Annotated in this window: 13 protein-coding genes and 1 pseudogene; 9 read left to right on the top strand and 5 right to left on the bottom strand. The window is 62.1% G+C overall.

All coding sequences use genetic code 11. The annotated features are described in order from the left end of the window. Positions 1 to 54: 54 nt before the first annotated feature. Positions 55 to 330, bottom strand: a pseudogene (locus WS70_RS23205) (hypothetical protein); the annotation flags it as partial. A gap of 239 nt (positions 331 to 569) precedes the next feature. Further along, positions 570 to 1,400 (bottom strand): aldo/keto reductase, encoded by an 831-nt coding sequence (locus tag WS70_RS23200; RefSeq protein ID WP_226382952.1) that lies wholly within the window; start codon positions 1,398 to 1,400, stop codon positions 570 to 572. A gap of 254 nt (positions 1,401 to 1,654) precedes the next feature. Between WS70_RS23200 and WS70_RS23195 the strand changes: the two genes are divergently transcribed. The 8 genes from WS70_RS23195 (at position 1,655) to WS70_RS23155 (ending at position 9,479) form a co-directional block, all read left to right on the top strand. After that, the gene (locus WS70_RS23195; RefSeq protein ID WP_059598447.1) at positions 1,655 to 2,353 is read left to right on the top strand and encodes a response regulator transcription factor; all 699 of its coding nucleotides are present in this window, start codon (positions 1,655 to 1,657) and stop codon (positions 2,351 to 2,353) included. Positions 2,354 to 3,482: 1,129 nt separating this feature from the next. Next, positions 3,483 to 4,805 (top strand): IS5 family transposase, encoded by a 1,323-nt coding sequence (locus tag WS70_RS23185; RefSeq protein WP_059474209.1) that lies wholly within the window; start codon positions 3,483 to 3,485, stop codon positions 4,803 to 4,805. A gap of 454 nt (positions 4,806 to 5,259) precedes the next feature. After that, positions 5,260 to 5,463: a hypothetical protein gene (locus WS70_RS31820; protein ID WP_156438261.1), complete on the top strand. Its 204-nt coding sequence runs from the start codon at positions 5,260 to 5,262 to the stop codon at positions 5,461 to 5,463. Positions 5,464 to 5,680: 217 nt separating this feature from the next. Continuing rightward, the gene (locus tag WS70_RS23175) at positions 5,681 to 6,961 is read left to right on the top strand and encodes a tyrosinase family protein (protein ID WP_226382951.1); all 1,281 of its coding nucleotides are present in this window, start codon (positions 5,681 to 5,683) and stop codon (positions 6,959 to 6,961) included. 11 nt (positions 6,962 to 6,972) lie between these two features. Further along, positions 6,973 to 7,752 (top strand): HEAT repeat domain-containing protein, encoded by a 780-nt coding sequence (locus WS70_RS23170; protein WP_226382950.1) that lies wholly within the window; start codon positions 6,973 to 6,975, stop codon positions 7,750 to 7,752. A gap of 13 nt (positions 7,753 to 7,765) precedes the next feature. Beyond that, positions 7,766 to 9,031: an SCO family protein gene (locus tag WS70_RS23165; protein ID WP_059472364.1), complete on the top strand. Its 1,266-nt coding sequence runs from the start codon at positions 7,766 to 7,768 to the stop codon at positions 9,029 to 9,031. After that, positions 9,028 to 9,228 (top strand): hypothetical protein, encoded by a 201-nt coding sequence (locus tag WS70_RS23160; RefSeq protein WP_059472363.1) that lies wholly within the window; start codon positions 9,028 to 9,030, stop codon positions 9,226 to 9,228. Before WS70_RS23165 ends, WS70_RS23160 begins: the two co-directional genes overlap by 4 nt. A 26-nt stretch (positions 9,229 to 9,254) precedes the next feature. Then, positions 9,255 to 9,479, top strand: coding sequence for a hypothetical protein (locus WS70_RS23155; protein WP_059472362.1), 225 nt, complete (start codon positions 9,255 to 9,257; stop codon positions 9,477 to 9,479). Positions 9,480 to 9,515: 36 nt separating this feature from the next. Here WS70_RS23155 and WS70_RS23150 read toward each other — a convergent pair whose 3' ends face one another. The 3 genes from WS70_RS23150 to WS70_RS23140 form a co-directional block, all read right to left on the bottom strand. Continuing rightward, the gene (locus tag WS70_RS23150) at positions 9,516 to 9,905 is read right to left on the bottom strand and encodes a DUF488 domain-containing protein (RefSeq protein ID WP_059598682.1); all 390 of its coding nucleotides are present in this window, start codon (positions 9,903 to 9,905) and stop codon (positions 9,516 to 9,518) included. A 318-nt stretch (positions 9,906 to 10,223) separates the two neighbouring features. Continuing rightward, on the bottom strand, positions 10,224 to 11,426 hold the full coding sequence (locus tag WS70_RS23145) for an amino acid aminotransferase (protein ID WP_059472360.1): 1,203 nt from the start codon (positions 11,424 to 11,426) through the stop codon (positions 10,224 to 10,226). Between the two features lie 32 nt (positions 11,427 to 11,458). After that, complete coding sequence (locus WS70_RS23140) at positions 11,459 to 12,844, bottom strand: amino acid permease (RefSeq protein ID WP_059472359.1); 1,386 nt, start codon at positions 12,842 to 12,844, stop codon at positions 11,459 to 11,461. A gap of 327 nt (positions 12,845 to 13,171) precedes the next feature. Here WS70_RS23140 and WS70_RS23135 point away from each other — a divergent pair, with 327 nt between their 5' ends. Continuing rightward, on the top strand, positions 13,172 to 13,639 hold the full coding sequence (locus WS70_RS23135) for an Lrp/AsnC family transcriptional regulator (RefSeq protein WP_059472358.1): 468 nt from the start codon (positions 13,172 to 13,174) through the stop codon (positions 13,637 to 13,639). Positions 13,640 to 13,941 lie beyond the last annotated feature (302 nt).

Raw genomic sequence — 13,941 nt, 5'->3', positions numbered from 1 at the left:
CGGCGGATTCGGTCGATGCAATACGCGCGGAAGGCGCCGATGCGCACGGGCTTGCACCGGATTGTTGATCTCGAGCACGATGCCGACGGCGAGCTGGCGGTTCAGCTCGAACAGCTCCACATGGCTCGCGGTCAGCTCGGCGAGCGCTTCGGTCAGCCGCTTCTCCCGATTCCGCAGCACATCCTGCGCGATGCCGATGTCCGTCACGTCGACGATCGTCACGCCGAACGCGCCGACCTCGTCGTTCCCGCCGTCGAGCAGGATGAAGCTGCGGCTTTGCCGCATCGCGTCGATCACGCCGGTGATCGGCGAATGATCAAAGCGGAACAAGCGTCATCGAAGCGAGAAGCGTGAATCGAACGGTGTTGTGGAAAACGCGAGCGCTGTTCGCCGCCGCCGGCGATACTCGGCGGCAGGCCAAGCGCATTGACGGATCGGTCGTCCAAACGGCCACGCCCCACCAGTTCCTTCGCGATCGATCCTGGCGTCGCGCGCCGTTGTTTCCTTCGTACGCGCGAAGCGGAAGGACTTGCGACAAGACGAGCGCCGCGCGAACCCGCACGCCACGCTCACCATTGCGCGACGTCGAGGCTGTTCTCCGTCGTGCCGTCCAGCATGGCGATCTCGTCGTCGGACAGTTCGAGCGCGAGCGCAGCGAGCGCGTCGGATACATGGTGCGGCTTCGACAAGCCGACGATCGGCGCAGTTACGCCCGGACGCCGCAGCACCCACGCGAGCGCGATCTGCGCAGGCGGCACGCCGCGTGCGCCTGCCAGCCGTTCGACCGCCGCGACGGCCGCCGCCACGTCGCTTCGCCCGCCGTACCAGTCGACCATCTGCCGATCGGTGTCCGCGCGCAGCGTGCCGGTTCGGCGCGACCCCGCCAGCAACCCTCGGCCGAGCGGCGACCACGGCGTATACGCGACGCCCTCGCCGATGCACATCGGCAACATTTCATATTCGTCGCTGCGGCAAATGAGATTGTATTGACTCTGCATCGAGACGAACGGAGCCAACCCGTGATGCCGCTGATACGCGAGCATCTTCATCAGTTGCCATGCATGCATCGACGACGCGCCGAGATAGCGCGCCTTGCCGCTGCGCACGATCGCGTCGAGCGCATCCAGCGTTTCTTCCATCGGCGTTTCCGGATCGAAGCGATGAATCACGAAGAGATCGACGTGGTCGGTACCGAGACGCTTGAGCGATGCGTCGATGCCTGCAAACAGATGCTTGCGCGACAGTCCCCGCGCGTTGGGCGCGTCGCTTGTCGGAAAGAATGCCTTTGTCGCGATCACGATGTCGTTTCGCACCGCGAAGTCGCATAGCGCACGGCCGAGGATGCGCTCGCTTTCGCCGCGCGAATAAATGTCGGCGGTATCAAAAAAATAGGGGCACATATGCCATATTGCGAACATCGAGACAACGCATTGCCGAGAGGGTTCGAGCTTTCCAAGCAATTACTGCACCCTCACCAACGCCATCATCATAGAAATCATTGAAGCACTCACCAATGCCCCAAAATCCGCACATCCATAAACACTGAAATATCTTAGTTAATATAAAAAATAAGTCCATATCAGACGATTCGATTTCAATCAAAATTGATGTCTAAATCAATGAAACAAGAGCATCAAACAGCACGAGGTAGCAGGTGGTTATTTACTTGGTCGAGGATGACGAAATTCAAGCTCAATACTACCAGTCAATTTTGGCGAGACACGGATGGGAAGTGAAGATATTGCTTGATGGCGAGCGAGCATTTCGCGAGATTCATCGAATGACTCCGGATTTGGTCATTCTCGACAGACGATTGCCAGATCTCGACGGACTTGAAGTTCTGGCCTGGATACGAAAGAACCACGCTACCGTCCCGGTCCTCATATTGACGAATGCGGTTCTCGAGTCGGATGTCGTTACGGCATTGGAGGCCGGCGCCGATGATTACGTGACCAAGCCCCCCAGGGAGCAAGAATTCGTCGCGCGCGTGAAGGCGCTATATCGACGATCCCGCGAAATTCACACTCGGCCCGAATTGATGGAAATTGGCCCATATAAAATCCAAACAATCGAAAAAACAGTCTACCTTCATCGCGAAAAAATATCACTATCCCCCAAGGAATACGAGATCGTCGAATTACTTGCCCAGAATCTCGGACAGGTCGTGCCGCGAGACAAGATGGTTTCTCTCGTTTGGGGACGCCCGCCCGACGAGGCAAGCTTTCGCACGCTCGACACCCACATTTATCGCATCAGGCAAAAATTAGGATTAACACGCTGCAATCTTGTCATATTGCGCTCCGTCTACAGACATGGATATAGGCTCGAGTATATTGGAAAAATATACCAATAATATATTTAAAATTCAATCCATCGAACACCTCCACCAAAACAATTAACTTATTATATTTATAACAAAATAAAATCATCCTGCGCAACATAAAAATGCCCTCGCCATGCTCAACGCGTCAACTTGGAGATGGTTTCCAAATATCCCGAGTGCATATCGACTCTTGCGGCAAGCCGCTTGCCTGGACATCCGGAAGAGCCGAGCCGATGAGACATTGGTGAACCGATTGTCGAAAGACTGCAAGGAAGCCTGCCACGGCACGACGCGATCCATCCGACGACGGGCTTCATCCAATCGGGCGTCGGCCGGGCCGTGATTGGATCGGCATTCTGGAAGCTCGCGTTCGTGGGGATTGTCGTGCTGAACGTACTTCTAGCAGCGCCTATTGGTGGTTCGTGACATGCGGGGATCCGAACGCGACGCGCAAGTCCGGACAGCGCACCGCGCTGCGCTTCGCCGCGAACGAGTTGCCGTGGGCGCGGCACCGCGAATTCATCGACGCACCGAAGACCGCGCGAAGCGAAGGTCACGACTACGCGGTAAGCGGCTGCGACCGTCGGCTCGAGATGTTCGATTTACACGCTGCGCTGCAGTCAGACCACGCTGCGCTCCATCCGTACGCGCGCAGCCGACGGCGCGCGGCGCATCCCGGACGGAAACAGCGTTGCCGATTTCGTGATGATGCTCATGCGCGATGAGCACGTGAAATTCGCCGACGGGCGGAAGCCGTAGCGACAACTGGCCGTTGCCGCCGCAGCGACAACCGCAAACGCCCCCGCGCCAATGAGCCGATGACACATGTCGCGGCACGGCTCGCTCACACTTGGCGCGAGCATGGTTCGCGACCGCTTGCGGCACGCCCCGGCAATGTGCAGCACGTCAGCATGAACTCACGCGCCGGCTTTGTTTTCATCCGCCCACCCACGACCTGACGTGAGCGGCAGTCGATGGTCCGCCGCCAGATGAATCGGGCCAGCCGACGTAGGCAGATAGCCGGTGCCCGCTATCTAGTCGAACCTGAACAATCCTGGACGGCTTATACGGAAAGGCGGTGAGGCCGAAACGGTGTTGTTGGATTTGCAGGAAGCAGGCATATTGACGCGTGAATCCTGCAAATCCTGACGAGGTGTGGATGGGTCCGAAGTTGCCGGTGACAGAGGGAGATTTCTTCCGCCAACCGCTGCGCGAGCAGATCAATCTGAAGCATCCGTTGATTCGCCTGGCCGATCTGATCGACTGGGCTCGGTTGAGCACGACGATGAGTGCGAGTTTCGCATCGTCTCGTGGCCGACCGGCAACGTCGCCGCGTTTGATCGCAGGGCTGCTGTACTTGCAGCACGCGTTCGACCTGTCGGATGAAGAGGTCGTCTGGCAATGGCTGGAGAACCCGTACTGGCAAGTGTTCACCGGCGAGACGTACTTGCAGACGAAACCGCCGATCGATCCGTCGAGCCTGACGCGCTGGCGTAAGCGCCTGGGCGAAGCCGGCGTTGAAGAACTGTTGGCTGAGACGATCGAAGCGGCCAAACGCGCAAAGGTCATCAAGACGACGAGCCTGAAGCGGGTGATTGTCGATACGACGGTGATGGAAAAGGCGATTGCGCATCCCACCGATTCGCGCCTGCTCGAACGTTGCCGGGAACATCTGGTGAAGGCCGCCGCCCAGCACGGGCTGAAGCTGCGGCAGAACTACAACCGCGAAGCGCCGCGTCTGGCGGGCCAGATCGGGCGCTATGCGCATGCGAAGCAGTACAAGCGGATGAAGAAGGCGCTGCGCACTTTGCGTTCACGAGTGGGGCGCGTGATGCGTGACGTGGAGCGGCAACTGGAAGGCGTTGTTCAGCAAAGTCGCGCGGAGTTGGAAGACTTGATCAGCCGCACGAAGCGGATTCTCACGCAGAAGCAGAAGGACAAAAACAAGCTGTATGCGCTGCACGCGCCGGAAGTGGAGTGCCTGGCGAAAGGCAAAGCGCGCAAGCCGTACGAATTTGGCGTGAAGGTGTCGATCACCACGACGCACAAGGAAGGTCTGGTAGTCGGAGCTCGTTCAATGCCGGGCAATCCATACGACGGGCACACGTTGGCCGAAGCGTTAGAACAAGCGGCGATCCTGAGCGATGTGCAGCCGGAGATCGCCGTCGTCGACCGCGGCTACAAGGGCGTCGCCGTCGATGGTGTGAAGGTCTATCACCCAGGTTTGCGACGCGGTATCACACGCGGCCTGCGAGCAATGATCCGGCGTCGCAGCGCAATCGAACCGGCCATCGGGCACATGAAGGCCGACGGCAAGCTCGATCGAAATTGGCTCAAGGGTTCGTTGGGCGATGCGATTCATGCGGTGCTGTGCGGCGCTGGCCACAACCTGCGGATGATCCTGCGCAACCTGCGGCTTTTTTACGCCCTGATTCTCGTCGCTTTGCTCAGCTTCCGAGCCGCTGCGCCGTCGGCGGCGTAGCTTCATCTGCGCGACAAAACGAATTGTTCAGGGCCGACTATCTACGACCTTGCCGCCGTAGCCGCATCGACTCGAATTCGTTGCATCGCGCTCGCTTTCGTCATACCGGCTTGAATACTTGGGAATCCAACCGCGATCCGACTACGCTACCTTCGCATCGGCATTTGCAAGTGAGCAAAAAATGAGAAGCGCACACGTTTCATGCGCACGTGGAGCGATTCCGTCAACTGTCAGGCCATGCTCGCGACCAGCCCAACCTTCCACACGCTCCGCGCGGCCATCGCCGAAGGCCTGGCGCGCTTCCGCACATTGCCGATACACCGCGACGGCCGCTGTCCGGCGCAACGACCCCGGCGAACCGTCCCTGAACGATATCGGGCATGACGCGAAGGCAACTGGGTTCGACCTCGAAATCCTCGCCCATGCTCTACAAGCGCAAGTCTGGTCCGTACGCGTGAACCGCATTAAATATGTCACCGTGGGCCGCGGCGGAACGGATTTTCTCGGATTGAGTTGGCGCATTTATTTCCATGCTCAAAAGATAAATATGTCAATCGGCGTCGCCGCGTCGAAGCCGCCGATCGATTCCTCGCGTTACTTCATCGCCTATCGCATCTCGAGGATCGATGCATCGATGAAGTCGCCAAAATACGCGTGAGCGCGGCCGTTGCCGAAGTCCCGAGCGGCACGACGAATATCGCTTTGATGACCCCAAAAAAGAAAGAGTGAGTTTGATTTTTTCGGAATGCATCATCCGCCATTACCCGAGCTTGCCACTTGGCAACGCAGTTACTAGCATGTATTCGTCACACTGGGCCGTGTAGATTGCATGTCCGTTGCGCATGAATGCCACTGCGAGCACACAGGGAGGGGGCATGAAGGTCGAGATCAACCTGGAGGCCACGGACCCACAAGGGCGTTCGTTCATCGGCTGGGCTCCCATCAAGTCGACCGCGCGGTTGAGCAGTGACGGCGCTCCGCCCGCGCCTATCGACATCACGCTGCGCAACGGCGGTAAAGTGAATGGCGGTCGCGTGGTATTCGATACGAAGCGCAGCGATGCAGGCGCCGACGAACTTCACCTGAGCTTGCCAGCCGATGGCAGCGAAGTAGAATTTTGGGTCGCCGGCGAATTCCAACACCCGAGCACTGACCTCGACGACGCCGCGATCGAAGCTGTCTCGCCGGCAGGCCTGGTGGTCGGGCAACGCGATCTGATGGTTCGCATCCGCAAGAACGCGGTGAAACTGGCACCCGCCGAACGCGATCGGTTTCTGGTGGCGCTCGGCAAACTCAACGATGCCGGGGCGGGTCCGTTCCAGAGCTTTCGTGACACGCACGTTCGTCCGTCCCAAGATGAAGCGCACGGCTACCCGGGCTTCCCCCCCTGGCACCGCGCCTACCTGCTTGATCTCGAGCGATCGCTACAGGCTATCGATCCCGCCGTCGCCCTGCCGTACTGGCGGTTCGATGAGCCTGCCCCCGGCCTTTTCGCTCCCGAGTTCCTGGGCATGCCGTCGGCGAACCCGGCGCAGGGCGACATCATTCAGTTCCCTCATGGGCATCCGCTCGAATTCTGGAAGACGGACCCGACTCACGACCCGATCGAGCGGCGCCCACGCTATGACATCGCGGTCGCTCCGCCGCAAACGATAAATGGACAGCCTTCCGTGATCGACCAGGCGGCAACGCTGGCGCTCGGCGGCCTCTATCCAAATTTCCGCCGATTGGAAAGCGCTCCGCACGGCAGCGCGCATACCAGTTTTGACGGGCCGATCAGCAGCGTACCGACCGCGGCAAAAGATCCGTTGTTCTTCTTGCTTCATGCCAACGTCGACCGCCTGTGGGCGTTCTGGCAGTGGCTCAACCGACGCACCGATCCCAGCGACCCGGCCACCTACGCGTTGACCGGGCCGGTGCGAAAGCCGAATAACATCGGCCACAGGCTGAACGACACGATGTGGCCCTGGAACGGGTCAACAAAGCCGCCGAGACCCACGTATGCGCCGCCGCGCGGTCCCTTCCCGCCGTCACCGATCACGTCCCGTCCGGGAGGGCAGCCGACCGTGAAGGATATGATCGACTATCAGGGGGTTCACGGAACCGAGCCGCTCGGTTTCGACTACGACGATGTCCCGTTCGAACTTAATCCTTGAGGAGCGGCACCGTGAGCGTCAAAGAATACCGGCAGCAGATTGAAGCACAACTACAGACGCGCCGCGTGTCCGCGGCGGCTGAAGCGACTGCCGCGCCCGTCGACAGCGATCCCATAGCAATCTGGAATCAAGCGCTCGAGCACGTTGTCGACTCGACCCTCGACCCTGCGGGCCGAAGAGGCGCACTCCAGATTCTGCAGGCGGCCTCCTTCCTTGCTCCGCAGTTTGCATCGCTACACGCGGAGTACCTGGATACGCTGCGGCGCTTGGCGACCGATGCAGATAGCGAGTTGCGCCGCATGGCGCTGGATGTGTTGAGCAACCAGAAGGACGACTTCGCGCGCCAAAAATTGACGGAGGGCTTGAGCAGCCCGGAAGACGCACTCGTGGCCCCGGCCGTCGCGCTCGGTTTTCTCGCGCGCGACGACCATGGCTCTGCTCACGACATCGCGCGCGATTTGCTGAAGCAAAGCACCGATCAGCATGTTCGTGAGCAGGCCGTGCGCGTACTCGGTGCGGCCCCCGCCGCGAAGTCGCTGCTCGACGCCGTGATGAAGGACAAGACGGAGTTTCGGCAAGTTCGGCGCGCAAGCGCGGTCGCCTTGCGCGCACTCGACCCGCAGATGTTCGCGAAATGCGCACAGGACATCCTCGAAGACGAATCCGACTTCGAGGACATCAAGGCGACCGTGGCCGGCGCGCTTCAGCGCGCCAACGTCACGCCTGCTACGCCGCCCTCCGCACCGACGAAACGTCCGGCCAAGAAGGGCGCGAGCCGTCGGCGTCGATAGCGGTCGTTCAGCCATGCGCCGCTCGCAACGTTTCGAGAACGAACCGACGCGCGCGCACCAACCGGGCGAGGTGCCGATGAACAACATGCCGGCCCTGTCGGAGGGCGAGGTCGCAGTTGTCCTGCGCGGGATCGGCTCACGCGCGGCGTGCTGCGGAGGCCGCGATGACCTGCTCTCGTTGATGCGAGAGGATGCAGCCATCTACCGCGGCAGAGGCGCGACCGAAGTCGAATTGCTCCGCGCACATGTGATGGCGCACATCGGGGCGGCAGGCATGGCCGACGTGTTGTTGCCCTACGTCCTCGAGGAACTCGAAACGGGCTTGAACCCGCATGCCCTGGCCGCGGCCGCTCGTGTCGCCCGCGGTATCCGTCCTCTGCCTCCGGAGATGCCCAAGCTGCTCGTGGATGCAATCGACCGCATTCGGCACGTCGACCAGTTCGTGCAATTTGATATCTATCCATCGCCACCGACCGGCGGCTGCACGACCGCGATCGACGAACTGATCGAAACGCTGGCCATGACGTGCATCGGCAGCCGAACGGAACGAATCGCACTCTTGAACGATATCGAGAACGATGGACACGCAACCCCGCGTACCAGAGCGCTGCTCCAGGAAACGCTCGCCGCGGCCGGTGAAGATGCAAACCCAACCGGCACCGAATCGAAGTGTTGTGGAGGCACGTCGCAAGCCGAGCCCTCGAAAGCGATCAAGCGGAAATCACGGGACTGTGCGCAGACAGACAGCCGGTCGACCGATTCGCATGTTCAACCCGACTCGATCGCGATGCTGCACAACGTTGAGCTTGAGAACCAGGACGGAATGCGAGCCACGTTCGGTCAGATATTCGAGGGGCGTCCGGCCGTCGTCGGGTTCTTTTATACGCGATGCATGAACCCCAACAAGTGCTCGCGCACGATCAGCAACCTGGCGCGTCTGTCTCGGCTCCTGGAGGACTCTCCGGCGAACCGCGGCACGACAGTTGCCGCAATCAGCTATGACCCGGACTATGACGTTCCTGATCGATTGCGTCGCTATGGCGAAGACCGAAACTGGCCGTTCGGGGACCGTTGCCAACTGCTTCGCACAACGGAATCATTCGCGGCGGTCATTGAAGCGCTACATCTGGGTGTGGGCTATGGGCCCACGACTGTCAACCGGCATCGAATCGAGCTAATGCTGATCGATGCCGCCGGCGCCATCAAAGATCTGCGGTTGCGGCGCCTTTGGGATGAAGGAGACATCGTCAGGGCAGTGAATGCCATCGCGGCGACGTGACTTTTCCGAGAGACAGGTTCAATAACAGGCTCATCGGTGATGGGCGACGTATTGATCAATATTCCGTCGGCGCGATCGCATATCGCCGCGACCGTCTACTGCTACTGGTCTGCGTCCTGTTCCCCCGGCTCGACGTCGATCATCGCGGCTGGCGCATCGCCGCTTTCTCGTTCCTGATCGGCTTCGATTCGGCGTAGCCGAGTCGCGCGCGTTCGTCGTGAGCATGGGAGAAGTCGAAAAGAACCGTGTCACGGCGAGCGCGCCGCGGGGAGCGATCAAGATGTTCTTCACCGGCGTGTTCACGACTCCGTTCCATATCACGCAGGTCGGAAACATCGCGTCGCTACTCGGCATTTTCTTGATCGCCGCACTGCGGCTGGTCGGGATCCGTGCATTCGACGCGCTGCGGCTGCGATGGCGACGCAAATATCCGGTCAAGGCTCTTTGAAGCACGGTTCGCCGCGCCCGCCGAAATCGCCGTCGATCACGACCGAATCGACGCCCCCCGCTCCGCGAGCAGCTCGCGCAGGTTGCTGCGATGGCAGCGCGCCTCGTTTTCGCAGTAGCAACCGATCGCGAAGTTCGACGTCGCCGACAGCGCGGCAAGCACGTCGAGCACCTTGCTCGCGTCGCCGTGCTTCATCTCGCCGCGGAACTTCCGCGCGAATGCCTTCCAGTCGGCGTCGGTTTTCGCCGCCTGCGCTTCGGCGACGAGCTCCGGACTCGGCGACAACGTCGGCAGCCAGACATCGTAGAAGTCGCGCGCCGCGAATTCTTCCTTCGGCACGCCGCGCGGCGGACGGCGCACGGTGCCAATCCGCACGCCCTCGTCGTCGGCGCGCCGCGTTCCGAGTTGGACAATGCTGATGCTCATGCTGGGCTCCCGTTCAGAGTGATCGGCGCGAAGTGCGTCGAACCGCCGACTTGCGCGCGACGCATCGCGGCATCGCAGTGCCGGACGATGCGGCACGACGCACGGCCGCGCGGCAGATGACGCACAACCGACGACGCGCGACGCATCCCCTCATGCGAACGACCGCGCGGCAACCGCATTGCGCCGCCGCTCCCATTTCATTCGACGCGCCGGGCATGCGGCCGCCGGCGCGCGACTTCGCATCGCCCGGAACATACCGGACATACCGAACGCACCGACGCCAAGCCTCCCGGCCGAGCGCCGACGCGCCGGCAAACGTCAGACGCCGCTCGCGATCACCGCGCCGAACGCATCCGCGACGATCCCGACGTTCGCCTCGTTCAACCCGGCGACGCACATCCGGCCCGAGCGCAACACGTACACGCCGTGCTGCTCGCGCAGGCACTCGACCTGCGCTTCGGTCAGGCCCGTGTACGTGAACATCCCGCGCTGCTTCACGTAGCGCGACAGCGCCTCGCCCTGCACGTGCGCGCGCAGGCCGTCGTGGATCGCGCTGCGCATCTTCGCGATGCGCCGGCACATCGTCGCGAGCTCTTCTTCCCATTGCGCGCGCAGCGCGGGCGTCGTCAGCACCTGCGCGACGATCTTCGCGCCGTAGGTCGGCGGATTGCTGTAGTTCGAGCGCACCGCGCCTGCCAGTTGGCCGAGCACGCGCTCCGCCGCCGCCGCATCGTCGCAGATCACCGACAGCCCGCCGACGCGCTCGCCATACAGCGAGAAGTTCTTCGAGAACGAGTTCGCGACGAACGCCGGCACGCCGCGGCGCGCGAGCTCGCGGATCGCGAACGCGTCGGCTGCGAGGCCCGCGCCGAAGCCCTGGTACGCCATGTCGACGAACGGCAGCAGCTCGCGCGCCTGCAATACGTCGATCAGCTTCAGCCATTGCGCGTCGTCGAGGTCGACGCCCGTCGGGTTGTGGCAGCACGCGTGCAGCAGCACGATGCTCTTCTTCGGCAGCGCGTCGATCGCGGCCTGCATCGCGTCGAACTTCAGGCCGCCCGTCGCCTCGTCATAGTACGGATACGTGTTGACCGTGAAGCCCGCGCGCTCGAAGATGAACCGATGGTTCTCCCAGCTCGGATCGCTGAGCCACACCTGCGAGCCCGGGAAGTAGCGCTTGATGAAGTCCGCGCCGATCCTGAGCGCGCCCGACCCGCCGAGCGTCTGCACCGTCGCGATGCGCCCGTGCGCGCGCGCGTCGCTGTCCTCGCCGAACACGATCGCCTGCACCGCATCGCGATACGACGCGAGCCCCGTCATCGGCAGATACGGCTTCGGACCGGACTCGCGCTGCACGACGGCCTCGGCCTCGCGCACGGCGCCCATCACGGGAATCCGGCCGTCGTCGTCGAAATAGATGCCGATGCTCAGGTTGACCTTGCGCGTGCGCGGGTCTTTCTGAAAATTCTCGTTCAGCGTGAGAATCGGATCGCCGGGGTATGCATCGATATGTTCAAACATGGCGGTTTCTGACTGATGAGGAAAAATCGGGGTCAACGGGCCGAGACGCCGCCGCCGAGCGCATAGCCGGCGCCGCGCTGGCGGAACCGGTAGCCGATCGCGAGCACCGCGAGCCACACGGGGATCAGGTAGACCGACAGGCGCAGATCCGGCGTCCGGAACATGACGACGAGGATGGCCGCCATGAATGCGAGACAGAGATAGTTCGTCAGCGGGTAGCCGAGACTCTTGAAGCGCGTCTCCTCGCCCGCCGCGCGTTTTGCCTGGCGGAACCGCAGGTGGATCACGCTGATCATCGCCCAGTTGATGATGATCGCCGATACGACGAGTCCCATCAACAGTTCGAATGCCTTGCCCGGCATGAAATAGTTGATCACCACACACAGCGCGGTCGCGAACGCGGACGCGCCGAGCGCCGCGATCGGAATGCCGCGCCCGTTCACGCGCGCGAGCGCCCGCGGCGCGTTGCCCTGCCGCGCGAGGCCGTACAGCATCCGGCTGTTGCAGTAGACGCAGCTGTTGTAGACCGACAGCGCGGCCGTCAGCACGACGACGTTCAGCACGTTCGCGGCGATGTCGCTCGACAGCGCGTGGAAGATCAGCACGAACGGGCTGCCGCCCGTCACGACCTTCTGCCACGGATAAAGCGACAGCAGCACGCCGAGCGCGCCGATGTAGAAGATCAGGATGCGGTAGATCACCTGGTTCGTCGCGCGCGGGATGCTGTGCGACGGATCGTCGGCCTCGGCGGCCGTGATGCCGACGAGCTCGAGCCCGCCGAACGAGAACATGATGACCGCCATCGCCATCGCAAGACCGCCGATGCCGTTCGGGAAGAAACCGCCGTGCCGCCACAGGTTCGCGACGCCGGCGTCCGGACCCGCGTGGCCCGACAGCAGCAGATAGCCGCCGAAGCCGATCATCCCGATGATCGCGGCGACCTTGATGATCGAGAACCAGAATTCGGTTTCGCCATACGACTTGACGCTCGCGAGGTTGATCGCGTTGATCGCGACGAAAAACACGAGTGCGGAGATCCAGGTCGGCACGCCCGGCCACCAGTATTGAACGTAGATGCCGACCGCGGACAGCTCGGCCATGCTGACGAGCACGTACAGCACCCAGTAGTTCCAGCCGGACAGGAAGCCCGTGAAGTGCCCGCAATATTTGTTCGCGAAATAGCTGAACGAGCCGGCGACGGGCTCGTCGACGACCATCTCGCCCAGTTGCCGCATGATGAAGAACGCGACGACGCCGGCGAGCGCGTAGCCGAGCAGCACCGACGGCCCCGCCATCCGAATCGTCTGAGCAATGCCGAGGAAGAGCCCCGTGCCGATCGCGCCGCCTAGCGCAATCAGCTGGATGTGGCGGTTCTTCAGCCCCCGCTTGAGTCCGTCGTTGTCCTGATCCGAAACCATGTCTTCTCCGTCTCATCCGCCTTTCTTGGAGGCGGCGCGCCTTCGGGCCGGCCCGGGCGCTGTGTACTGTTCCGGCCGCCGTCGTGGTTCGTCACGGCGGCCGGCCGGGCTGGGGATGCCGAATTCTTGCGCAGCGCGCGTCGCCTTGCATCGAGCGGGAAAGCCGCCGCCCCGCTCCTGCCCGCGCGCACCGATTTTCTTTGATCTCGCGCAAAAATCGGCGCTCAGTTTATCGCTGGCGGGATGAAATGGGGTTTCGTAAGCCCTTCATGCAAACCCTACATTATGAGATAAGATTGCATCCAGGAGACAAATAAGGAAACAAAAATGCAAGAAGCGCTTCTCGACCGCATCGATCGCCATCTGCTCGACATCCTGCAGGAAAACGGCCGCATCTCCAACCTGGAGCTGGCCAAGGAAGTTGGGTTGTCGCCCGCGCAGACGCTGCGGCGGCATCGCCGGCTCGAGGAGATCGGCGCGATCAAGCGCTACGAGACCCGGCTCGACGCCGGCACGCTCGGCTTCGGCGTCACCGCGTTCGTCCAGGTGACGATGGAGCGCGGCCACATCCGCGACTTGTCGACGTTCCAGAAGCTCGTCTCCGAGCTCGCGCAGATTCAGGAGTGTTTCTCCGTCACGGGCGACATCGACTACGTGCTGAAAGTCGTCGCCGCGGACCTGAAGGGCTTGTCGACGTTCCTGCTCGACACGCTGATGCGCATCCCCGGCGTGAGCGGCGTGCATTCAAGCGTGTGCCTCGACGAGATCAAGTGCACGAGTGCGATGCCGCTGTAGCTGTGCGGCAGGGAGCAAGAACACGCGCCGCGCTCGCGACGTGCGACGAGCCGGGAACGGACGTGGTTCAGCCGACGAAGCACTCCGGTGCGGCCGATAGGGCTGCGGCCGCCACCCACTGCGGGAAATGATCCCTGCGCACATGCCGCCCGAGTCAGCGCCGAACGGTCGGCCCATGTCCCGCATCGGGTCGTGATGGGCGCTGCTCGGCACGAGCACCGGTACCGGCGGACTGCTTCTCGCACTCAGTTTCCGATGCCGAAGGGCCGACGCATCGACCAACCTGATGCGCAATCCGCTGG

Origin of the sequence: Burkholderia mayonis (assembly GCF_001523745.2) — a bacterium.
Classification (GTDB): Bacteria; Pseudomonadota; Gammaproteobacteria; order Burkholderiales; family Burkholderiaceae; genus Burkholderia; species Burkholderia mayonis.
The sequence above is the reverse complement of the archived record's forward strand: the minus strand, read 5'-3'. Positions and strand labels throughout refer to the sequence as shown.

Excerpts from the sequence above, each read along its gene's own strand:
- WS70_RS23145 (WP_059472360.1), bottom strand. The coding sequence starts at position 11,426 with ATGTTTGAACATATCGATGCATACCCCGGCGATCCGATTCTCACGCTG.
- WS70_RS23150 (WP_059598682.1), bottom strand. The coding sequence starts at position 9,905 with ATGAGCATCAGCATTGTCCAACTCGGAACGCGGCGCGCCGACGACGAG.
- WS70_RS23200 (WP_226382952.1), bottom strand. The coding sequence starts at position 1,400 with ATGTGCCCCTATTTTTTTGATACCGCCGACATTTATTCGCGCGGCGAA.
- WS70_RS23140 (WP_059472359.1), bottom strand. The coding sequence starts at position 12,844 with ATGGTTTCGGATCAGGACAACGACGGACTCAAGCGGGGGCTGAAGAAC.
- WS70_RS23135 (WP_059472358.1), top strand. The coding sequence starts at position 13,172 with ATGCAAGAAGCGCTTCTCGACCGCATCGATCGCCATCTGCTCGACATC.
- WS70_RS23155 (WP_059472362.1), top strand. The coding sequence starts at position 9,255 with ATGGGAGAAGTCGAAAAGAACCGTGTCACGGCGAGCGCGCCGCGGGGA.
- WS70_RS23165 (WP_059472364.1), top strand. The coding sequence starts at position 7,766 with ATGCGCCGCTCGCAACGTTTCGAGAACGAACCGACGCGCGCGCACCAA.
- WS70_RS23175 (WP_226382951.1), top strand. The coding sequence starts at position 5,681 with ATGAAGGTCGAGATCAACCTGGAGGCCACGGACCCACAAGGGCGTTCG.
- WS70_RS23185 (WP_059474209.1), top strand. The coding sequence starts at position 3,483 with ATGGGTCCGAAGTTGCCGGTGACAGAGGGAGATTTCTTCCGCCAACCG.